General features: G+C 54.7%; 14 protein-coding genes. 3 read left to right on the top strand and 11 right to left on the bottom strand.

Annotation, left to right across the window (positions count from 1 at the left end; all coding sequences use genetic code 11):
• The 8 genes from NG42_RS12055 to NG42_RS12020 form a co-directional block, all read right to left on the bottom strand.
• Positions 1-1,134: ATP-binding cassette domain-containing protein (locus tag NG42_RS12055; protein ID WP_241488347.1), on the bottom strand; the 1,134-nt coding region annotated here is incomplete at its 3' end.
• A 10-nt stretch (positions 1,135-1,144) separates the two neighbouring features.
• Positions 1,145-2,617 carry a Sapep family Mn(2+)-dependent dipeptidase gene (locus tag NG42_RS12050; protein WP_052899649.1) on the bottom strand — a complete coding sequence of 491 codons (1,473 nt, stop codon included), beginning with the start codon at positions 2,615-2,617 and terminating at the stop codon, positions 1,145-1,147.
• A gap of 31 nt (positions 2,618-2,648) precedes the next feature.
• Positions 2,649-3,533: an oligopeptide ABC transporter permease gene (gene opp4C / locus NG42_RS12045; RefSeq protein ID WP_156322084.1), complete on the bottom strand. Its 885-nt coding sequence runs from the start codon at positions 3,531-3,533 to the stop codon at positions 2,649-2,651.
• Complete coding sequence (locus NG42_RS12040) at positions 3,530-4,498, bottom strand: ABC transporter permease (RefSeq protein ID WP_052899647.1); 969 nt, start codon at positions 4,496-4,498, stop codon at positions 3,530-3,532. The genes opp4C and NG42_RS12040 overlap by 4 nt, the downstream gene beginning before the upstream one ends.
• A 13-nt stretch (positions 4,499-4,511) precedes the next feature.
• Entirely contained in the window at positions 4,512-6,128 is a 1,617-nt protein-coding gene (locus NG42_RS12035; RefSeq protein WP_052899743.1) for an ABC transporter substrate-binding protein, read from the bottom strand.
• Positions 6,129-6,802: 674 nt separating this feature from the next.
• Positions 6,803-8,353, bottom strand: a complete 1,551-nt coding sequence (locus NG42_RS12030) for a methyl-accepting chemotaxis protein (protein WP_052899645.1) — start codon at positions 8,351-8,353, stop codon at positions 6,803-6,805.
• A 146-nt stretch (positions 8,354-8,499) separates the two neighbouring features.
• The gene (locus tag NG42_RS12025; protein WP_052899643.1) at positions 8,500-9,840 is read right to left on the bottom strand and encodes an enolase C-terminal domain-like protein; all 1,341 of its coding nucleotides are present in this window, start codon (positions 9,838-9,840) and stop codon (positions 8,500-8,502) included.
• On the bottom strand, positions 9,833-11,146 hold the full coding sequence (locus NG42_RS12020) for an MFS transporter (protein ID WP_052899641.1): 1,314 nt from the start codon (positions 11,144-11,146) through the stop codon (positions 9,833-9,835). The genes NG42_RS12025 and NG42_RS12020 overlap by 8 nt, the downstream gene beginning before the upstream one ends.
• 356 nt (positions 11,147-11,502) lie before the next feature.
• On the opposite strand from NG42_RS12020, the gene NG42_RS12015 reads away from it, so the two are divergent.
• Positions 11,503-12,813 carry an MFS transporter gene (locus NG42_RS12015; RefSeq protein ID WP_052899639.1) on the top strand — a complete coding sequence of 437 codons (1,311 nt, stop codon included), beginning with the start codon at positions 11,503-11,505 and terminating at the stop codon, positions 12,811-12,813.
• Positions 12,814-12,826: 13 nt separating this feature from the next.
• Here the strand turns inward: NG42_RS12015 and NG42_RS12010 are convergent, their stop codons facing one another.
• From NG42_RS12010 to NG42_RS12000, 3 genes are read right to left on the bottom strand one after another with little or no spacing between them, the layout of a single operon-like run.
• Entirely contained in the window at positions 12,827-13,783 is a 957-nt protein-coding gene (locus tag NG42_RS12010) for an acyltransferase family protein (protein WP_052899637.1), read from the bottom strand.
• Positions 13,783-16,845 carry an efflux RND transporter permease subunit gene (locus tag NG42_RS12005; RefSeq protein WP_052899635.1) on the bottom strand — a complete coding sequence of 1,021 codons (3,063 nt, stop codon included), beginning with the start codon at positions 16,843-16,845 and terminating at the stop codon, positions 13,783-13,785. Before NG42_RS12005 ends, NG42_RS12010 begins: the two co-directional genes overlap by 1 nt.
• Positions 16,845-17,927, bottom strand: coding sequence for an efflux RND transporter periplasmic adaptor subunit (locus NG42_RS12000; RefSeq protein ID WP_052899633.1), 1,083 nt, complete (start codon positions 17,925-17,927; stop codon positions 16,845-16,847). The genes NG42_RS12005 and NG42_RS12000 overlap by 1 nt, the downstream gene beginning before the upstream one ends.
• A 708-nt stretch (positions 17,928-18,635) precedes the next feature.
• Here NG42_RS12000 and NG42_RS11995 point away from each other — a divergent pair.
• Both NG42_RS11995 and NG42_RS11990 read left to right on the top strand, forming a co-directional pair.
• Complete coding sequence (locus NG42_RS11995; RefSeq protein ID WP_052899631.1) at positions 18,636-21,344, top strand: cation-transporting P-type ATPase; 2,709 nt, start codon at positions 18,636-18,638, stop codon at positions 21,342-21,344.
• Positions 21,345-21,537: 193 nt separating this feature from the next.
• Positions 21,538-21,957 carry a translesion error-prone DNA polymerase V autoproteolytic subunit gene (locus tag NG42_RS11990; RefSeq protein ID WP_052899629.1) on the top strand — a complete coding sequence of 140 codons (420 nt, stop codon included), beginning with the start codon at positions 21,538-21,540 and terminating at the stop codon, positions 21,955-21,957.

Here is a 21,957-nt window from a genome sequence, read left to right as displayed (position 1 = left end):
CAGGGTAAAGCGCGGGTTTATCGCACTGCGCGGGCTTTGAAAAACCATGCCGATTTTGCGGCGCAATATCAGCCACTGCGCTGGCGAGGCCTGCCGCAGAGGGATACCATCAAGGTAAATATCGCCCGCGGCAATCGGCACTAAACCGGCTAATGCCCGCCCCAGCGTCGATTTACCGGAGCCGGATTCGCCGACGATACCCAGCGTCGAGCCCGCCTCCAGCGTCAGGGAAATATCCTGTAGCGCGGTAAATTTCTTTCCACGGCGCAAATAGTTAACCTGCAACCGGTCGATAGTGATAGGCGGCGCTGATGCGCCATCCGGTTGCCGGTACTGAGGTGATTCCAGCCGCAGTACCGCGTCGAGCAACTGGCGGCTGTAAGCGGTCTGCGGCTGGCTGAACAGTGCGCTGACGGTTGCCTGTTCTGTCATCCGACCGTCACGTAGCACCAGTACCCGGTCGGCGCTGTCGGCAACCACCCCCATATCGTGAGTAATCAACAGGATGGCGATAGCGCGCTGCTGCCGTAGGCGACGCAGCAGCTGCAATATCTCTTTTTGCACCGTCACATCCAATGCCGTCGTGGGTTCGTCAGCAATCAACAACTGCGGCTGACCCGCCAGCGCGATGGCAATCATCACCCGCTGACACTGTCCGCCCGACAGCTGATGGGGATAAGCATGATACTGGCTGGCGGCATTGGCGATTTCCACCTCTTCCAGCAGGGTAATCGCCTGCTGCTGCGCCTGCTGGCGGCGCAGTCCGGGATCATGGCGGTGCAGGGTTTCAGTTAGCTGCTGGCCGATGGTAAACAGTGGATCGAGCGCCTGGCGTGCATCCTGAAAGATCATCGCGATATTTTTACCGCGCAGCGAGTGTAATGCCCGTGCATCAGCGGTTAACAGATCGCGTCCGGCGAAATGGATGCTGCCGCGGATTTGTGCTGCTGCGGGCAGCAACCCGATGATCGACAGCGCCGTCAGGCTTTTGCCGGAACCGGACTCGCCGACCAGCGCCAGCACCTCGCCGTAATCAAGATCGAAGCTGATATTATGCAGCAACGGTTGCTGCCGGAACCCAACGTTCAGCGCCGTCACACGCAGCAATGGCGACGATGCGGATGAATGCGACATAGCGCGCTCCCTAAGACTGGCTCTGTAACCAGCGATCAAGACGGATCAGTGCGATCACATACACCGGCAGCGCCGCCAGCAGCGAAGGAATGTGCACCACTTCATCCGCGCCATGCGGCAAACCGTGACCGGCGGGCAGGAAATCCGGCGAAGTCTCCGGCGTGCGGGCGTAACCCGGGCCGAAGGTAATCGCACGCGGCAGGACTTTTGAATGGGTCACGCCGCCCATCGCATACGGCTTATCATCCCGACCGCTGAGATCGTTCCACGTCTGTTGCAGCAACTGAATCCGCCGATCGTCGACGGGCAAATAGAAGGGCGGTACATCACGCCAGGAGGTCAGGGTAATACCCTGTGGCGCAACGGTTTCCTGCAACGCCGCCAGCACCTGTTCAGCACGAGTCAGTACCGGATAACGAATATCCAGCGTGATATTCAGCGTATTGTTTGCCGCATCACCCGACCAGATTCCCGCATTAAACGTGAGTTTGCCGGATTCCTCATCGGCAAAGGCGATCCCTGCCTGCTCACCAAACGGCGAACGCAGAAAACGCTCAAAGAAGGTAATCAGCGGACGGTCGTGGTCGTTGACCAGCTTCAGCTCCAGCAGCGCTGAGAACAGCACGCGCACTGCGCTCAGGGTGCCTTCCGGGAAGGCGGCATGTCCGGCGATGCCCTCCGCATTCAGGCGCAGGCCGGACGTCAGAGGTTCTGCCGTCAGGCGTCCGGCGGACAGTCCGGAGAGGGTGGCGATACGCTCATTCACCGCTGAAAAATCGCCGTCAGGAAGCTCAATGCTGGCGCGTTCAGGCACGCTATTGCTGGCGATACCGGCGCTAAAGTTTGCCAGCAGCGGGCTGACCGGCGCGGCAAGATGCAAAGTAATCTGGCCTTTCTGCGCATTATTTACCGGAAAACGGCCATCGGTCACGATGGACACTTCCGGCACCGGGCCATGCTGGCTGTACCACGCCAGATCTGCCATATTGGTCTCTTCCGCCAGCCCGTAGACGATGCGCAGGTTATGCGACAGCGGAATATTCAGATCGCGAATTAATTTCAGCAAATAGAGATCGGCAATCGCCGGTCCTTTGTTATCGGCCACGCCGCGACCAATGACAAACTCACCCTTGCGGGTCAGCGTAAACGGTGGATAGAGCCAGTTATCACCCGGCGGCACCACATCCAGATGGCCGATCAGGCCGATATCTTTGGCATGATTGCCATAAATCACCGAACCGGCGTAACCCTGATGGTTTTCGGTTGTAAAGCCCGCCTGCTGTGCCAGCGTCAATGCTCGCTCCAGTATCTGCTGGCACTCTGCGCCAAACGGCGCGCCCTCGACGCCGCGATCGGCACGGCTGATACTGGGAATTTCGATCCAGCTGGCCAGATCTTCAATCAGCTGCTCGCGATGTTGCTCAATCCACTGCTCAATGGCCGGAATCAGCGCTTGTTCTTGCGTGCTCAGGGACGATGTCATTGTACTCTCCAGTGTTGCGTCAGCGAGCCGCTCAGGACTGGCCGGACTGTGGGTCAAGGGCGTGGCGCAGGGCATCGCCGATAAAATTGATCGATAAAACCAGGGTGAAAACCAGTAAACCGGGGGGTAACCACAGCCACCACTCATTGCTCAGCACGCGCATATTCTGGGCCGCTGACAGCATATTGCCCCAGCTGGGCGCGGGCTGTTTCACGCCGAGACCGAGGAAACTCAGTGCGGCTTCGGCCAGAATGCCGGTAGCAACCGCCAGCGTGGCGTAGACGCTGATCGGTGGCAGCGCATTGGGCAGCAGATGTCGCAGGATAATTTGGCGATGACCGATCCCCATCACCCTTGCTGCATCAACGTAATCGAGCGAGCGCAGGGTGAGAAACTCGGCGCGCACCAGCCGGGCGACGCCGGTCCAGTTCAGTAAGCCGATAATAATAATCACGTTCCAGCTACTGGCACCGAGAATGGCCGCCGTGGTGATGGCGATGGCATAGAACGGGAAACACATCACGGTTTCCGTCAGACGCATAATCAGCATATCCGTCCATTTGCCGAAGTAACCGGCCAGACCGCCGAGAATACTGCCAATCACCAGCTGGAGCAGCATGGCGCTGAAAGCCACCAGCAGCGACACCTGCCCGCCTTGCCACAGCCGGATAAATACGTCACGCCCCAGTTCGTCAGTGCCGAGCCAGTGGCTGGCCGAAGGCGGCTGCTCGATGCGGGTTAAATCAATCTGATTCGGGTCGAGCGAACTTAAGCCGGGGAGCACGATTACCAGCGCCACAATCAGCAGCAGTAACACTGCGCCGATTACCCCGGTGCGGCTTCGGCAGAAGCGGCGCAGCAGCATGGCGGATGGCGGCGGGACGCTGACCGGAGGCGCGTTAGCGATCTGCGTCATGAGCCGATCCTTACGCGCGGATCGATCAGCGCATACAGCAGATCGGCGATCAAATTGGCGGCGAGGGTAATCAGCGCCAGCAGCATAATAATCCCCATTAACAGGCTGTAATCGCGGTTAAGCACCGCTTCGTAGTTAAGGCGACCAATACCCGGCCAGGAGAAAACCGTTTCGGTCATCAGCGCCCCGGAAAACAGCACCGGAATTTCCAGCGAGAGAATGGTAATAATTGGCCGGGCGGCATTTTTCAGTGCATGTCGCCAGATAATGGATGAGGTCTCTAACCCTCTGGCGCGCAGGGCGCGAATAAAATCCTGTTCGAGAATGCTGACCATACTGGTACGCAGATACTTGATAAATATCGCACTGTTCATCAGGCCGAGCACCAGCGCCGGTAACAGCAGATGGCGAGCCACATCAATCAGATAGCCGGTTTGCGTGAAACTTTTCCCCAACGTGACTTTGCCCGATACCGGTAGCCAGCGCAGATCGACGGCAAACACTTTAATCAACAGCAGCCCCATAAAGAATGCCGGAACTGAAATGCACACCACACTGAAGCCGGTTGCCAGGTAATCGATGGCCGACTGGCGCTTTAAGGCGGAAAACACCGCGGCCGGTAGCGCAATCAGCAGCGCGATCAGCAGAGCGGCACCGGCCAGTAACAGGGTATTACCGATGCGTGAGGCGATAACCGTGCTGACCTGGTCGCGATAATGCAGCGAATAGCCAAAATCCCCGTGCGCCATGCGCCACAGCCACTTCAGGTATTTCACATACCAGGGATCGTAATAGCCCACCTGTTGCAGCAGGGCTTCTTTCACCGCCGGCGGCGCACTGGGATCGATCATTAACGCATACGGGTCGCCGGGTTGCAGGTTGATCAAAGCAAACACCAGCACGGAAATTCCCAGCATCACCGGTAAGGCGATCAGCAGGCGGCGCAGAAAATAAGTGCTTAGCATAATATCTCCCGCTTTATTGCGGCTGGTTCGCCCACTGGTAAACGTTGCCAAAGGCTTCGTAAGGGTAGGGATGATAGCCCGTCACCTGCGGATTCACCGCGTAGCCGACGTTGGGTATATACAGCCAGCCAATCATCGCCAGTTCATTTTGCCGCTTTGCCCACTGTTTAAGCAGCACAATGCGCGGCTCATTGTCGACGGTGCTGTTGGCTTTATCACCAAGCTGCGTCAGCTGGGCATCGCTGAACCGCTCCCACCAGTAGTTGTTACTGTATTGACCGGGACGGAACATACCGCCCATCAGCAGCAGCTGGAAAGGTGTTTTGGGATTTTGTAAAATCGCCAGCGTTGAATTGAAATCGCCGACGTTAATAGTGATTTCGACACCAATCGCTTTAAGGTTCTGCTGAATAATACTGGCCGATTGTTCACGGGTGCGGTTACCGGTTGGCACCTGCAAGGTGAAGGCCAGTCTCTTGCCTGCTTTTATGCGAATACCATCGCTTGCCCGAGCCCGCCATCCGGCGGCATCAAGCAACGCATTCGCTTTTTCGACGGAGTGTGGGAAAGGATTGAGATCGTCAGGATAAGCCGGGTCCTGAGGATGAATTTTGGCATTGAAAATCTGACCATTGCCGTACAACAGATTATTGATGATCCCCTGGCGGTCGATGCCATACAGCAGGGCTTCACGCAGTCGCACATCGGCCAGCAGCGGATCCCGGTGGTTTATCGTCAGATACTGCCCGCTGACGCCGTTCTGTATCACCAGATTGACGCCCGCTTTTTTATACAGTGCTAAATCAGCAGGGTTAAACGACGAGAGCTCGGCGACATCCAGTTCGCCATTCAGCAGCTCAGACTGGGCGGTATCGCGATTCGCTACTTTAAAGATCAGTGATTCCAGCGCCGGTTTGCCTTTGAAGTAATCTTCATTACGCGTCAGTTCAACGTACTGATCCGGTACAAATTTTTTCACCTTAAACGGCCCGGTACCGACCGGATTATTCAGCAGCGCCGTTGCCTGGTTCCACTGAGCGACCGGCACTTTTTCCCAGATATGCTTTGCCAGCACCGGGCGATCGGCGAAATAAGAGAGTGCTGCGGCGTAAGGCTGGTTAAAGCTGAAGCTGACGGTGTGCGCATCAATCACCCTGATGCCGCTGAGATGATCGGCGCTGCCGTTATGATAAGCCTTAAAGCCTTGCAGCTCGCGGGTGAATTCCGGCGTATCGGCCGGCCATTGCCCACTTGCCGTTGCCTGATAGGTAAAGGCGACATCTTCAGCGGTGAAAGGCTGGCCATCATGCCATTTAATATTCGGATGCAGATGGAACGTGAGGGTTTTTCCGTCGGTGGAATAGTCATAACGTGTTGCCAGCGACGGTTTAAAGCCTTGCTTATCATCCAGCATCACCAGCCGGTCAAAAGTGACAAAGATCACCGCGCGGTCATAATCGGTGAAATAGAGTTCCGGATGAAAATTGCCGCTCGGTGATGACCACAGCGCATAGCGCAAAGTACCGGCCGAGTTTTTTTGAGCTGAATCGCTGCCGGCTGGTGTTTCGGCCTGCGGATCGCAACCGCTCAGGACGAAACAAGCCAGCATCAGCGCAGAGATATTTTTCATAAGCGAATACCTGCCGGAAACCAGCAGTGAAAATAGGGTCATATAACGTGTTATCCTTAATTCCCGGATGAAAACGGTGCGGTTATTTTTAAATAATGGCTATTTTTAAAATATGCATAACGTTATTTAATAAATAATCAAATCATCAAGATAAGACCGGGTCAGGATAAGGTATAAAGCGGATAACACCATATATTGATTTAAGCCATCGATATGCCAGATAGTGCATATCGCAGCACGACAGCAATAATACCCCCCCGCAGCAGATAAGATGCGGGTGATGATAAATGCTTATGGCTGGCTAAAGCCGGAATAAAACTTAATGCTGTTTTGAGCTGATGCCCGGCTGGTTCGCTGCGTTTTCCCGCGTTAAATTGATCCAGCGCAATATCGTCTCGTCGTCGCCCTGTCACTCTTCCCTTAACGCAATAATTCCTGAAATGATGAGTAAAACAGGGGGCAGGAAATGACAGGTAAATTCGCAACAGGTCTGATTATGCTGGTATGGATTGCCTATGTTGGCTGGATGGTAAATTACTATGCGGGCACTTTTACGCTGTTTACTCACTAACAGTTAAATCGTCTGCGGGCGGCGAGAACCCCGCCGCTACATCCAGATTTGCGCAGGGCGGCGTTCTCGCCGCCCGTGCCGCATCCAGACATAGCATACGACATTAACTAAACGCGGTAATCGCCTTAACCAGCCGATGTGCCTGATTTTTCATCCCTGCCGCCGCCTGCACGCTGGTTTCGGCCAGTGTGGCATTTTGTCGGGTATTTTGATCCAGCACGTCAATCGCTTTTCCTACCTCGCTCAGTCCGGTTCCTTGCTCATGGGTTGCCATACTGATCTGATTCAGTAGCGCTTTCACATTCTGCACTTTATCCACCATTTCGGTGATTGCTTCACCCGCCTCACGCACCTGGGCAGCACCGGCCTGCACATTCAGCGTACTGGTTTTGATCAGCTGACGGATCTCGCTGGCGGCGGTGGCGCTGCGGTTCGCCAGGCTGCGCACCTCGCCGGCCACCACGGCAAATCCTTTCCCCTGTTCGCCTGCGCGTGCAGCTTCCACTGCCGCATTCAGCGCCAGAATATTGGTCTGGAAAGCAATGCTGTCAATCAGGCCGATGGTCGTAGCAATCTGCGTTGAGCTGGCGGAGATTTTATCCATGGTGCTCACCACGCTGTGCACCGCTTCGCGTCCTTCCAGCGCCGCTTCATTAACGGTTAATGAGAAGCTGTTGGCTTTATCGGTGCTGTCGGTATTTTCCGCTACCGCGCGCGTCATCTGTTCCATGGCGGCGGCAGTTTGCTGTACGCTGACCGCGGTTTGTTCGGTGCGGATGGCGATTTTCTCGCTGCCAAGTGATAACGCATCACTGGCCTGATGGACACTCATCACCTGCTCACGTACATCGTTGATCAGCCAACGGAACATCAGACCCTGTTGCGCCACCGCACGCAGGGTGATGCCCACTTCATCGACACGATCCAGACCTTCCACCTGCGTGTCAGCGCCGGTAGCAACTTTCAGCGCCATCGCGCGGGCTTTCTCCATCGGCCGGGAGATTTGCCTCTCCAGCCAGCGGCAAACCATCAGGCTGGCGATCAGTGAAAGCCCGGCGGATATCGCCAGTGCGCGGCCTTCAACGCCCGCCGCCAGCGAACTTAACAGCGTCAGCAACCAGAGTGCGCCGCTGCCGCCACGAATACGCCAGCGCAGCGGCAGGGTTTTCAACGCAGATAAATGCTTCAGCAGCCCGGTACGCAGCAGAATGCCCTGATGCAAACGCCAGCGCCTGAGGGTGCCGCCGCGCATCTGCTGATAAAGCTGTTCGGCGGCTGTTACCTCTTCCTGCCGGGGCTTGACCCGCACCGACATATAACCGACGATTTTTTTTTCGCGAATCAGCGGCACCACATTGGCGCGCACCCAATAGAAGTCGCCGTTTTTACGACGGTTTTTCACCAGTCCGCTCCACGGCAAACCCTGTTTGAGGGTTGCCCACATATCGGCGAACGCCTGTTTTGGCATATCCGGATGGCGTACCAGGTTGTGCGGCTGGCCTTCAATTTCATCCTGCTGGTAGCCACTGACCTCCGCAAAACTGCTGTTGGCATAGGTGATGATGCCCCTGGCATCGGTGGTGGTCATCAGAGTGGTATTGTCGGCGAGAAGATATTCATTACCGCCAGCGGCAGTATCAGTAAGGGTACTCAAGGTCGCTCTCCTCCGTGATTTTTGCTGTTTTTCATTGTTAAATCGCAGGGTTTATCGGCAGCGGAGGGCGCTGACTTTAGCTAAAAATTGCGCGGGTGGCGGGAATTCGCGGCCAGCACTGATAAACGCCAGTGCTGGCGCGTGAGTTAACGCAGCAGCGTGGCTTGCTTAGGATTAAATTGCCAGCCATCAATCAGATACTGCATTGGCACCGTATCATCACGATCTTTCACTGGCAGGCTGTTATACAAGCGATTGGCCGCCTCGACTTTTTCCCAGTCAAGCTCAATGCCGAACCCCGGTTTATCCGGCAGGCTGATTTTTCCTTCGCGAATTTGCAGTGGCTCTTTAGTTAAGTACTGCCCGTCCTGCCAAATCCAGTGGGTATCAAACGAGGTGATATCGCCCGGTGCAGACGCCCCAAGATGCGCCAGCATCGCCAGTGAAATATCGAAGTGATTATTGGAGTGGCAACCCATGGTCAGACGCCATTCATGGCACAGCTGGCCGATGGTGGCAGCACTGCGCATCGTCCAGAAATGCGGATCGGCTAACGGAATATCAATCGCATTCAGTTGCAGCGCATGATTGAGCTGTCGCCAGTCATTGGCAATCATATTGGTCGCGACCGGTAAGCCGGTGGCACGCTTAAACTCGGCGAGGGTTTCGCGCCCGGAATAGCCATTCTCCGCGCCACAGGGATCTTCGACATACGACAGCACATCGCCCATGCCGCGACACAGCGTGATGGCCTGATCCAGCGACCAGCTGGCGTTCGGGTCAACGGTCACCCGCGCTTCAGGAAAGCGTTTTTTCAGCGCTATCGCGGTTTCGATTTCGGTTTCGCCGCGCTGCACGCCGCCTTTCAGCTTAAAGTCCTTAAAGCCATAGCGATCCTGCGCCGCTTCGGCCAGTCGCACCACCTCATCGATGCCCATTGCCTGCTGATGGCGCAGATGATACCAGGGATGTTGATCTTGTCGGCCGGGCTGATAAGGCATGTCCGCCCGCTGACGGTCGGCGATATAAAACAGATAACCCAGCACCGGAACTTCATCACGCTGTTTACCGGCACCCAGTAATTCTGCCACCGGTTCATTCAGAAACTGGCCCATTAAATCCAGCAGCGCGGCTTCCACCGCGGCGACCGCATTGTAATGCCGCTCCAGATCCCAGGCGCGCGCCTGCGGGAATGGCTGCATATCCGGGTGTTCATCGCGCAGATCGCGCTGGTGGAGTTCGGCGACCAGCGCATTCAGCCGGGTAATTTTTTGCCCGATTAAGTAAGGCGCGGCGTTTTGCAGAATTTTTTGTACCACCTGGGTGGCGGGAATTTCACCAACGCCGCTATGGCCAGCGCTGTCGGTGATCACCAGCAGCACGCGTGAGAAAAAGCAGCTGTGCGCACCGGCGATATTCAACAGCATGCTGTCGTAACCGGTGACCGGGATAACTTTAACGTCGGTGATAACGGGCGAATCAGACATTGGGTGATTTCTCCATCGCGACAGGTTTAGGGCGCGTTTTGACAAATAACAGAGTGATGGCGGCGAAAACCGAGAAGGCGCTCAGGCCCATCAGTCCACCCATGGTGCTGCCGGTTTTCAGTTCGAGATAACCAAATACCGTCGGGGCAAAAAAGCCGCCTAAATTGCCCAGCGAGTTGATCAGGGCGATACCCGGCGCCACAATGCTGGACGGCAGATTTGCCTGTGGAATCGGCCAGAACAGGACCGCACTGGATTTGCTGCCGACGCAGATAATGCACAGTGCCAGCAGGCCGAAAATCGGGCTGCCTGTCGCGCAGAGGAAGGTGCCGATGGCCGTCACCACCAGGGCGATCGACAGCATCAGCTCGCGCCGATGATGAAAGCGGTCAGCCAGTCGGCCAAGAATATTGATGGCGATAATCGCACACAGCCACGGCACTGAGGTCAGCAGCCCGACTTCAAATGGTGACAGCCCTTCAATGCGCGCGATGATCTGCGGTTGCCAGAAAACCAGCGTATAACCGGTCATACACATGGTAAAAAACAGGAAACAGAGATATGCCATCTGTCCTTCGAACAGCAGTTTCCACTTTGATACCTGATGGGATGCGCGGTCACGTGAGGTGGACTCTTCCGCCAGCGCGCTATTCAGGGCGATTTTTTCCTCGGACGTCAGCCACTTTGCGCTTTCCGGTGAGGACACCAGCCAGCCAATCGCAAAGAAACCGACTAACACTGAGATCGCACCTTCAATAAACAGCACCCATTTCCAGCCTGGGATGCCGAGAAAATCATGCATCTCCAGCAGTCCGCCGGTAATCGGCCCTGAGAGCAGATAAGCGGCCGCCGAACTGCTCAGAATCAGCGCTGTTGCCCGCCCGCGATAGACGTTAGGTACCCATTTGCGGAAGTAGAACAGCAAGCCGGGAAAGAAACCGGCTTCAGCGATGCCGAGCAAAAAACGGGCAATATAGAACTGGGTCGGTGTCTGAATAAACCCGGTGGCAAACACCACGACGCCCCAGGTAATCATAATGCGCGTCAGCCAGGTACGAGCGCCCAGCTTATCCAGCAGGATATTACTGGGAACTTCAAACAGCGCATAACCAATAAAAAATAGCCCGGCACCGAAGCCGAATGCTGCGGTACTGATACCGACGTCCAGTTCCAGTTGGTGTTTGATAAAGCCGATATTGGAACGGTCGATCTGATTAATTATCAGCATCAGCATTAACAACGGAATAATGCGGGCAAAGAACTTGCGGTTCGCACTCCGTACCGATGCGTTTTCATGACCTGTCATAACGCCCCCTTAATATCACCCGAATCAGGTGATTTACCGGAGTCATCATTGATGCAGTCGGCGGGAAAAGCCTGAGGCATTTGCACAAAGAAGCCGTCGGGAGGGGGCCGGTTTCAGCGCACGCCTGTGCCTGGCGCGAGTCAGAGGAAGTGATGGCAGCGATGTGAATGTGCACAAAGCGTGACGGATGATTCTGTAAACTTTTGTCTGGAAAAGTGAAGCAGTTCACTAAACTTTCCACTCAGGGTTTCCGCCAGTCCGAATCTGGCAGGTTGATTTGCCGGTTGTGCCAAATTAAGACTACGATTCCAGTAAGGTTTCAAATATCACCGGACTTAAGACTACAGGGAGACGTAATGAAGAAAGTCCTCAGAACATTTTTGCCGCTCTACACCACCACCTTACTGATGCTGTTAGGTTCCGGTTTACTGACAACCTATGTTTCGTTGCGGCTGGCTCACGAACAGGTGAGCGGAGCGCTGATCGGTGGCATTACGGCGGCCAACTATATTGGTCTGGTGATTGGCGGCAAGGTCGGGCATAACCTGATTGCCCGCGTCGGGCATATTCGTGCCTACGTTTCCTGCGCCGGAGTGATTACCGCCTCGGTGCTTGGGCACGGCCTGACCGATTTTCTGCCGTTGTGGATTTTCCTGCGACTGGTGATCGGGCTGTGCATGATGTGCCAGTATATGGTGCTGGAAAGCTGGCTGAACGACCAGGCGGAAGCCGGTCAGCGCGGGGTGATCTTTGGTCTGTATATGGTGGCGACCTATCTTGGCCTGTCTGCCGGCCAGTTTATTCTGGTGGTGCAGAGTGGATTTGGCCTGACCAGCCTGATTATCGTCGCGCTCTGTTTTGCGCTCTGCCTGGTGCCGATTGCGCTGACCACTCGCACCAATGCCCAGCCGATGTCGCCCGCGCCGATGGAGCTGGGATACTTTTTCAAAACCATTCCGCGCATTCTGGTGATGACGCTGGTGATCGGAATGGCGGTCGGCGGATTTTACGGCATGGCACCGGTGTATGTCAGTACGCTGGGATTCGGCACCCATCTGACCGGGATATTTATGGGTATCACCATTTTTGCCGGTTTAATCTCGCAATTTCCGCTGAGCTGGCTGTCGGATCGGGTTGACCGTAATCGCCTGTTGTTTATCACCGCGCTGCTGTTTGCGCTGGCGGCAATACCGCTGGCGCTGCCGGTCTCCTTCCCGTTTGCGCTTACCGTCGGGCTGGCCTTTGCCGCCAGTATGATGCAGTTTTCGCTCTATCCGCTGGCGGTGGCGATAGCCAATGACCAGGTGGTGCCCGAGCGGCGCGTATCGCTGACCGCCTGCCTGCTGATGGCGTTTGGCGTCGGTGCCTGTATCGGGCCGCTGCTGACCGGTGCGCTGATGCAGCCGCTGGGGGGCAATATGCTCTATTCATTCTTCTCGCTATGCGGCGTGGTGATCGCAGCACTGAGCTGGCAGAAAGTCTCCTCAGTCATGCCTGCTGATGAAACGCAGTTTCCACACGTGCTGGTGCCGGACAGCCTGGCCAGTTCGCCGCTGGCTGCCGCGTTAAACCCGACGATTGATGAAGAAGAGATTCAGTCAGTGATGGTGAACAGCGAAGAGGATGAGCTGGCGGAAGAGCCGGAGAGTGAGGTGGAGCGCGTCTGAGGGCGCGCGGCCCTCAGAATGACACCAGCCGTTTCGTCACCTGAAACTGCAACAGTAACAGCGTCAGCATCACCGACAGTAAGAAGGTCAGCAGGATCGTCAGCAGTTTTGTGGTCAGTGAGGTAATGTTGATCCACTGAATCAGCAGATTAAAAAACGAGTAATGCAGGATATAGACGCCGGTCATTGTCTTGCTGAGTGTGGCAGAGATCCGGTTCAGGTTTTCTGCAATATTCAGCCCGTTAATCGCAATAATGATCAGCACCACCAGAATATAGACCTGAGAACCGGTGAGGATATAGCCGTCGCGCTCCACCCGGAACAGGGTAAAGAAAAAGTGCTTCTCATACAGCCAGGTAAAAACATAGACAAACGGCACGGCGATCAGCGCGGCTTTCGCCACCTTTGGTCGGGAGTAAAACGCCGCGATAACCGGGTCATAGAGTAGCTGCCCGGTCAGATAATAGAGTACCCATGTCCAGAGGCGAAACTCGGCCGGAACCGACAACCAGCGGCTTTCCGGCGAGTACACCGCCTGCAGATCGTAACTGAGCGCGAATAACAGCAGCAGGCCAATCAGTGATAAAAACAGCCCCCGCCGCCTGACCAGCCGGTCAATCAGCGGATGAAAGCAGTAAATTATCATCAGCGCCAGCACAAACCACGGCTGAATCAGGTAACCCTTATAGTAGGGTTCAATAAAATAGTAGATTGAGTACCAGAACAGAAAAATCACCAGAATCCGGCGAATTTTTTTTAGCTGCCACTCCGGTGAATGCTGGGTACCGGCATCCAGATAACCCGCCACAACAAAAAACAGCGGTGTGGCAATGGTGGAAATAAAGGTCAGAAAAGCTAACGCCTGATTGTAGTTATACGAATAGTTGTCATAGGTGTTGTAGAGGGTGAAAAAGGTCACCGCCGTCAGGCAACCTAAGGTTTTAATCAGATTAAGTCCGGCACTGTTCATTATCGCGTTTTTCCGGCTCGCAGATGGAAACACTGATAAATCACTGGCAGTACCAGCAACGTCAGCACGGTGGCAAAGCCGAGGCCAAACATAATCACCACCGCCATGCTCTGGAAGAACACATCGCGCAGCAGCGGTGCCAGCCCCAGCACGGTGGTAAAGGCAGTCAGCAAAATGGGGCGTAAACGTGAAGTTGCGGCATCAATAATCGCCTCGTGCTGACTTTTGCTCACCCGCTGCTGATTAATTTCATCCACCAGTACAATGCCGTTTCGGATCAGCATTCCACTCAGGCTAAGCAGTCCGATCAGCGCCATAAAGCCGAACGGAATCCCCGTCAGCAGAAAACCGACGGTGACGCCAATCAGTGCCAGCGGTACGGTCAGCCAGATGGCAGCCGCATTTTTCAGTGAGCTGAACATCAGCACGGTAATAATAAACATCACCAGGAAGCCGATGGGCAGGGTGCTGAACAGTCCGGCCTGCGCTTCACGAGAGTTCTCCTCATCGCCGCCCCATTCGATACTGTAACCCGCCGGCAGCTTTAACGCCTCGATATGCGGACGAATACGCGCCAGCACGTCACCGGAGGTTTCGCCGCTTAACGGGTCGGGATCGGTCTGCACCGTCAGAATACGCATCCTGTCGCGCCGCATGATTAACGGATCTTCCCATTCAGTAGTGAATTCGCTTACCACATTACTCAGCGGAATAAACTGATTCTGCGTTTGGCTCCAGACCTGGATATTAGCGATATGGCTGGCATCCAGTCGCTCCGCGTCAGGGGTACGCAACAGCATTGGCATCAGGCGCGAACCCTCACGATAAATCCCGACCGGCGTCCCGCTGAAATTCATGCGTAAGGCGTTGTCGATTTCGCGTTTATCCACGCCCAGTTCGCGCCCCAGATAAGGGGAGAACTGCGGCCGGATGATTTTGCTGCGCTCCTGCCAGTCGTTACGCACGGTAAACACCCGGCCTTCGCGCTGGATAATTTCGCCAACCTGACTGGCGATATGACGCAGCTCATCCGGTTCACTTCCGCGGATGCGTACCTCAATGGCGCTGTCACCGGAAGGGCCAAACATAATATGTTTAATCCGCTCATTCACTTCCGGGTAGTTGGCCTGAATATCCTGTTCGATTTCCCGCGACAGGCTGGCAATGCGTTGCTGATCGTCAGTGCGCACCATAATTTGCGCATAGTTGGTGTACTGCCGTTGTCCGTTATAGGTCAGGGTGAAGCGCATCCCGCCCTGGCCAACGGTGGTGACGGTAGCCGCTACCCCTTGCTGCTGATTAATTCGCTGTTCGATTTCGCTGGCGATTTTGCTGGTGTAATGGATATCCGTGCCGTAGGGCATCCAGAGATCGACAAAGAAAATCGGCGTGTTCGAGGAGGGGAAGAAGTTCTGCCGCACCTGGCCAAAGCCGTACAGCGACAGCGCCAGTAGCGCCACCAGTGTCGTCAGGGTCAGAGTCTTGTGGCGTAACAGAGCGTTCAGCAGACGGCGATAGCCGCGGAACAGTTTACCGTCATACGGCGAGCCGGACTGCGGCGTACTTTGCGGCGTCTGCTCTGCTTTGCGGAAGGCCCATTTGATAAATACCGGAGTCAGCGTCAGTGCCGTCAGCCAGCTAAGCATCAGCGAAATCAGCAGTACCTGGAACAGAGATTTACAGTATTCACCGGTTGAGTCTTGCGACAGGCCAATTGGCGCAAAAGCGAGAATGGCGATGATCGTGGCACCCAGCAACGGCAGGGCGGAACGTTTAATCACGTGAGTGATCGACTTCATTAGCTTGTTGCCGCGCTGGCGATCGACCAGTACCCCTTCGACCACCACAATGGCATTATCCACCAGCATACTTAACGCAATAATTAACGCGCCTAACGATACCCGCTGTAGCTCGATGCCTGCCAGATACATAATCAGCAAGGTGCCGAGTACGTTAATCGCCAGCGAGGCAGCGATAATTACACCGCTTTTCAGTCCCATAAAAATCAACAGCGTGCCAATAACAATCGCCAGCGCCATCAGGAAGTTAAGGATAAAACCGTCGACCGACTGCTTCACTTCCTGCGCCTGGTCGTAGAACACCTTAAGCTGAATACCGGCCGGTTTTTGGCTCTCCATGCGGCTGAGTTGCTGGCTGAGCGCTTCGCCGACATTGATCACATTCACGCCAGGCACATAGGAGATACCCATTGCCAGCGCCGGGTGGCCGTTAGCGTGATAAATATTGTCCGGGCTGTCGCTGACGCCCGAGCTGAGGGTGGCGATATCGCGCAGATAGACGCTGCCGGTGCTGCCAGGCGCGCTGATCAGCAGATTACCCAGATCGTCAAGATTCTGGAATTCGCCGGTGGGATGCAGACGAATCGACTCGCTGCCAACGGTAATGCTGCCCGCATCGGAAACAATATTCTGGCGGCTTAAGATATCGGCCAGCCGTGCCGGGGTGATACCAAATGCTGCCATTTTGGCATGAGAAATATCCAGATGGATCTGCTGAGGGATCACTCCGCCAATCGCCACTTTGCCGACGCCAGGCACCAGGATCAGTTCACGCCGCAGCTGTTCGGCGTAATCGCGCAGTTCCTGATTGTTATAGTTGTCGCCATACAGCACAAAGTAATAGCCATAGACATCACCAAAGTCGTCGTTAACAAACGGCTCGGACACGCCCGGCGGGAACTGTCGCGCGGCATCCCCGACCCGACGGCGCAGCTCATCCCAGATTTGTGGCAGCTCTGACGCCTGGTAACGGGCGTCAATATTCACGGTAATTTGCGATAAGCCGACGCTGGAAATGGAGGTGACATTATCCAGATACGGCAAGCGTTGCAGCGCGTTTTCCAGCGGCAGCGTCACTTCCTCTTCCACCTGCTGCGCCGATGCGCCTGGATACTGGGTGACCACCACTGCGGTTTTAATGGTAAAGGCGGGATCTTCCAGCCGGCTGATATTTAACAGGGCAATAATACCGCCAACGCCGAGCAACAAAATAACCAGCCAGATACGGATATTGTTCTGAATAAAGCGCTCAATTATCCCCATTACAGACCTCGTTCCCGCGTCCAGATACGCACCGGTTGCTGGGCGCGTAATTCAGCGACGCCTGCCACGACAATCTGTTCACCATCCTGTAAACCTTGAGTTATTTCAATGCCCTGCGAAGTTACCTGGCCGACGCTGACTTTACGGTCTTCCAGATAAAGTCCCTGTCCGTTTTTGGCAATGACCCAGACATGCGCCTGGTTTAACTGGCTACTGTCCGGATTAAAGACTGCCGCCGATGGCACGATAATCGTGGTGGTGGGTGAGGCATTCGGTAAATTACCGAGGCTGACGGTTACCGTACCGCTTAAGCCGCCGACGGTGGGCAGATCATCCGGGCGCGGCATAACCAGCGTAACCTGATAGGTTAAGCTGCCGGCATCGGTGTTGGTAGTATGTTCTTTGTAGCGTGCGGTAAATTCGCGGCCCGGCAGGGAGTTGATGCGTACTCGCGGCTGATACTCTACGTTACTGGCATCCAGCGCGGTAAACAGGCGCTCGGGGATAGTGAACACCACATCCAGCATCTCGGTACGGCTGATGGTGGCAATCGTCTGTCCGGCAGCCACCACCTGATGATTACGGGCATTAACGCGTGCCATTACGCCATCAAACGGCGCGGTCAGCGTCAGATAATTCAGCTCTTCTTTGGCACTGTCTAATGCGGCGCGAGCCGAGTCGCGATTGGCGCGCTGGACATCCATTTCTGAGCGCGAAACCGCACCGTTGCCGGAAAGTGACTGAAAGCGCTGGAACTGGCGCTGAGCCAGATTAAAGGCGCTCTGCCGGTCATTAACCCGCAGTGTGGCATCGACGTTATTCAGCCGGGCAAGAACCTGACCGGCTTTAATCGCCATCCCTTCGCGGATTTCCAGCTCCTGCAACTGGCCAGCGCGTTTAAACGCCAGATCGGTATTGTCTCCGGCCAGAATACGCGCCGGAAAGACTCTGTCATTCAGCAGGTTATCGGATTTTACTACGATGCTTTTTACCGGGCGTGGGGAGTGGTCACTTTCTGGCTCCTTACGATCGCAGGCCGTCAGTATTACTGACAGGGCAATAATAAAAAGTATTCTTTTCAACAGGCTTCCCCTTATTATCTCTCAGGCTTTAGTCCACGCCCCAGAAAAAATCAATAATCACAGCAACATTATTATTCGCCAGCTTTCAGTGGCGACGGTATTACTGAAGTAAATGCATTTATTTTAAATTCAGTGAGTTAAGTCTCATCAGTATGCTTTTATTCGATTTCATCCTGTTTTCCGGGCCTGTCGCGTTGTACAAACGTTTTTCATTGTGCGAACGGCAGGGGCGGACTGCGCATTTCTGTCGGAGAGTCCTCACCCTTGCATACTGGAAACAATGAGATAAGTCATCAGTCCTGTGAGGGTGCAACTGGTAACGGCCAGCAACACATAGCTACCAATTCTGAATGCGCTATAGGTTTTCATGATCTCCCCATAATTAATATGATGATGAAAACTACGGATTTAATAGTTATAGCTGAAGCGGAATTTTTCGAAAGAAAACTTATAAATAGATTTTCGAATAATATCGATTATGCTTAGTTGCATATCATCTTAGCAGCAGGCTGTTTAATTTTTTTGACCTGAAACAGTTCTGATAGAGTTTTCTGTTCCTCGATGTTTTTAAGACCTTTTTTGCCGTGATTTGCTCAACCACAGCACCGGACTGGCTGACGTTATGGCAATTTTTTATCCCGTGGAGTGATGAGCGGCAGGCTCGTACTTAGCGTGGGACTATTGTGGGAAAACAGGAGTCAATAAGCTATGAGTGAGTTCAAATCGGTCAGCGGGGAGTCAGCTCCGTCGACACACCAGTGGTATCAGCGCAGTGTTGAAGAGAGTCTTGCCGCACTTAACAGCTCGCCGGCAGGATTAAAAGAGGCCGATGCGCAGACCCTGTTATTACAGCATGGCCCCAATGCTCTGCCGCAAAAGAAACCTAAATCCCTGTTTATTAAGTTTATCTCCCATTTTAAAGATGTATTGATCTATGTGTTGTTAGCGGCCGCTATTGTCACGGCGATTATGGGGCACTGGGTCGATACGTTGGTGATTTTAGGCGTAGCGGTGATTAATGCGCTGATCGGCTTTATTCAGGAAAGTAATGCGGAAAAGTCGCTAAAAAGTATCCAGAACATGCTCTCCAGCGAAGCGCTGGTGGTGCGTGGCGGTCAGCAGATTACGATTAATACCGAACATATCGTGCCCGGCGATATTGTGATGTTACGGCCCGGCGATCGCATTCCGGCGGATCTGCGCCTGATCGATATCCATAATCTGCGGGTGGAAGAGGCGATCCTGACTGGCGAATCGACCGTGGTGTCGAAAAAAGTCATTGCGCTGGAGGGCGAGAAATCGATCGGCGATCGTAAAAATCTGGCGTTTTCCGGCACCACCGTCAGCTCCGGTACCGCATCCGGGGTGGTGATTGCCACCGGTGGCGATACCGAGCTGGGGCATATCAACGAAATGCTCTCGTCAATCAGCGAGAATAAAACCCCGCTGCTGGTGCAAATGGATAAGCTCGGCAAAGCCATTTTTGCCATCATTCTGTTGATGATGGTGGCGCTGCTGATTTTCGGCTGGATGCTGCGTGATATCCCGTTTGCTGAACTGTTGCTCTCGGTGATCAGCCTGGCGGTGGCGGCGGTGCCGGAAGGGCTGCCGGCGATTATCTCGATTATCCTCTCGCTCGGCGTGCAGGCGATGGCGCGTAATCATGCGATTATTCGTAAGCTGCCGACGGTAGAAACGCTGGGCGCAATGTCGGTGATCTGCTCGGATAAAACCGGCACGCTGACGATGAATGAAATGACGGTTAAAGCGGTGATCCTCGCGGATAAGGTCTGGCGCGTGGAGGGCAGCAGTTACGAGCCGCGCGGTGATTTCTATCCGGCCGGTGCTACTGAAGCGGCCACGCCACAATCTTCCCCGCTGTTTAGCCAGTTTCTGCGCACCGTGGATATCTGTAATGAGAGCCAGTTGCGGCAGGATGAGCAGGGTCACTGGGTGATTACCGGCGGGCCAACCGAAGGGGCATTAAAGGTGCTGGCGGCGAAAGCCCGGCTTGATGATGCATCCTGTACCGTTGGCAGTAAAATCCCGTTTGATTCGCTGTATAAATATATGGCGGTCGCCTGCCAGATTGATGGCGAAGCGCAAGTGTTACTGACCGGCGCGCCGGATGTGTTATTGCGCCTGTGTCAGTCGCAGCAACAGGAAGACGGCGTGGTGCCGCTGGATCTGGCTTACTGGGAAAATGCCATCTCAACCTATGCCAGCGAAGGTCTGCGCATGGTGGCTGCCGCGCGTAAGCCGGTGGAGCAAAACCTGACCTCGCTGGATCATCCGGAACTGCAACAGGGGATGGTGCTGCTGGGCATTGCCGGCATGATGGATCCGCCGCGCCCTGAAGCGATTGCGGCGATCGAGCAGTGTCAGCAGGCGGGGATCCGGGTGAAAATGATCACCGGCGATCATCAGGAAACCGCAATGGCCATCGGCCAGATGCTGGGAATCGGCAACAGCGCCTCGTCAATTACCGGCTATCAGCTGGAACATATGGACGATCGGGAGCTGCAAACGGTGGCGCAGGAGTATGATATTTTCGCCCGCACCAGTCCGGAACATAAGCTGCGGCTGGTCAAGGCGTTGCAGGAGACCGGCGCGATTGTCGGCATGACCGGTGACGGGGTTAACGATGCACCTGCGCTGAAACAGGCTAACGTCGGTATCGCAATGGGCATTAAAGGGACTGAAGTCACCAAAGAGTCCGCGGATATGATCCTCGCGGATGATAACTTCGCCACCATTGCCAGCGCGGTGAAAGAGGGTCGTCGGGTTTACGATAACCTGAAAAAAACCATCCTGTTTATTATGCCGACCAACCTCGCGCAGGGGCTGTTAATTATTATCGCCATCCTGATGGGGAATATGCTGCCACTGACGCCAGTGCAGATTTTGTGGATGAATATGGCGACCTCGGCCACGCTGTCATTTGGTCTGGCGTTTGAACCGGCTGAAAGAAATGCCATGCGGCGACCCCCGCGCAATGTCAAAAGTCATGTGATGGATGGCTATGCGATCTGGCGCGTGGTGTTTGTTGGCCTGCTGATTTCCATTAGCGCCTTTATCCTTGAGGCGTGGTTAGAGCCACGTGGCTACAGCACGGAGTTTATCCGTACGGTGCTGTTACAAATGCTGGTGACGGCGCAGTGGGTTTATATGATCAACTGCCGTGATTCAGAACACTTCTCGCTTAATGCCGGCTTGCTGAAAAACAAAGGTATCTGGCTGGTCACGCTGGTGCTTATCGCCCTGCAGGCGCTGATTATCTATGTGCCGCTGATGAACACCCTGTTTGGTACGCGTCCATTACCGTTCAGCTACTGGATTATCTCGCTGATGATTGGTGCCATGCTGTTTGTGGTGGTGGAGATTGAGAAAAAGCTAACGCGTAACTGGCGTAAATAGTCCGCTCTGGTGGTTTCCTCGCCAGTATCGCGCGATGTGCGCGATACTGGCGGGCAAGTCCGCTTTTTTATCCCCTCAGACTAAAATCTCTTTGCCATCATCAGCTTTCCTTCTGCCCGACAAAAGCCACTTGATTGATCGTCATAATTAATAATACTGTTATTATATACAGTATTAATTGAGATCAGCCGTTATGCAATTCCTGAAACCCGTAGATGTTCGCGCAATCATGCAGTTACCTCTGTTTATCGATCGGGTGCCGTGCGGATTTCCCTCTCCGGCAGCGGATTATGTTGAGCAACGCATCGACCTTAACGACCTGCTGGTGCAGCATCCGGCCGCCACCTATTTTATTAAAGTCAGTGGCGACTCGATGATTGAGGGCGGTATCAGCGACGGCGATATGCTGGTGGTGGACAGTTCAATGCAGGCTGAACATGGCAGCATTGTGGTCGCTGCGCTGGAAGGGGAGTTTACCGTTAAAAAGTTGCAGCTGCGTCCCAGCGTTCAACTGGTGCCGATGAATGCCAGTTATTCGCCCATCGTGATTGGCAGCGAAGAGGCGCTGGAGATTTTCGGCGTGGTGACTTTTGTGATTAAAGCGACGAGCTAA

Source organism: Winslowiella iniecta (assembly GCF_001267535.1).
Classification (GTDB): domain Bacteria; phylum Pseudomonadota; class Gammaproteobacteria; order Enterobacterales; family Enterobacteriaceae; genus Erwinia; species Erwinia iniecta.
Note: the sequence above shows the minus strand (reverse complement) of the source record. Positions and strands in the feature narration are given on the sequence as shown.

What these genes read in the sequence shown, in the direction of transcription:
- NG42_RS12050 (WP_052899649.1), bottom strand. Translation starts at nt 2,617, where the DNA reads ATGACATCGTCCCTGAGCACGCAAGAACAAGCGCTGATTCCGGCCATT.
- opp4C (WP_156322084.1), bottom strand. Translation starts at nt 3,533, where the DNA reads ATGACGCAGATCGCTAACGCGCCTCCGGTCAGCGTCCCGCCGCCATCC.
- NG42_RS12040 (WP_052899647.1), bottom strand. Translation starts at nt 4,498, where the DNA reads ATGCTAAGCACTTATTTTCTGCGCCGCCTGCTGATCGCCTTACCGGTG.
- NG42_RS12035 (WP_052899743.1), bottom strand. Translation starts at nt 6,128, where the DNA reads ATGAAAAATATCTCTGCGCTGATGCTGGCTTGTTTCGTCCTGAGCGGT.
- NG42_RS12025 (WP_052899643.1), bottom strand. Translation starts at nt 9,840, where the DNA reads ATGTCTGATTCGCCCGTTATCACCGACGTTAAAGTTATCCCGGTCACC.
- NG42_RS12020 (WP_052899641.1), bottom strand. Translation starts at nt 11,146, where the DNA reads ATGACAGGTCATGAAAACGCATCGGTACGGAGTGCGAACCGCAAGTTC.
- NG42_RS12015 (WP_052899639.1), top strand. Translation starts at nt 11,503, where the DNA reads ATGAAGAAAGTCCTCAGAACATTTTTGCCGCTCTACACCACCACCTTA.
- NG42_RS12010 (WP_052899637.1), bottom strand. Translation starts at nt 13,783, where the DNA reads ATGAACAGTGCCGGACTTAATCTGATTAAAACCTTAGGTTGCCTGACG.
- NG42_RS12005 (WP_052899635.1), bottom strand. Translation starts at nt 16,845, where the DNA reads ATGGGGATAATTGAGCGCTTTATTCAGAACAATATCCGTATCTGGCTG.
- NG42_RS11995 (WP_052899631.1), top strand. Translation starts at nt 18,636, where the DNA reads ATGAGTGAGTTCAAATCGGTCAGCGGGGAGTCAGCTCCGTCGACACAC.
- NG42_RS11990 (WP_052899629.1), top strand. Translation starts at nt 21,538, where the DNA reads ATGCAATTCCTGAAACCCGTAGATGTTCGCGCAATCATGCAGTTACCT.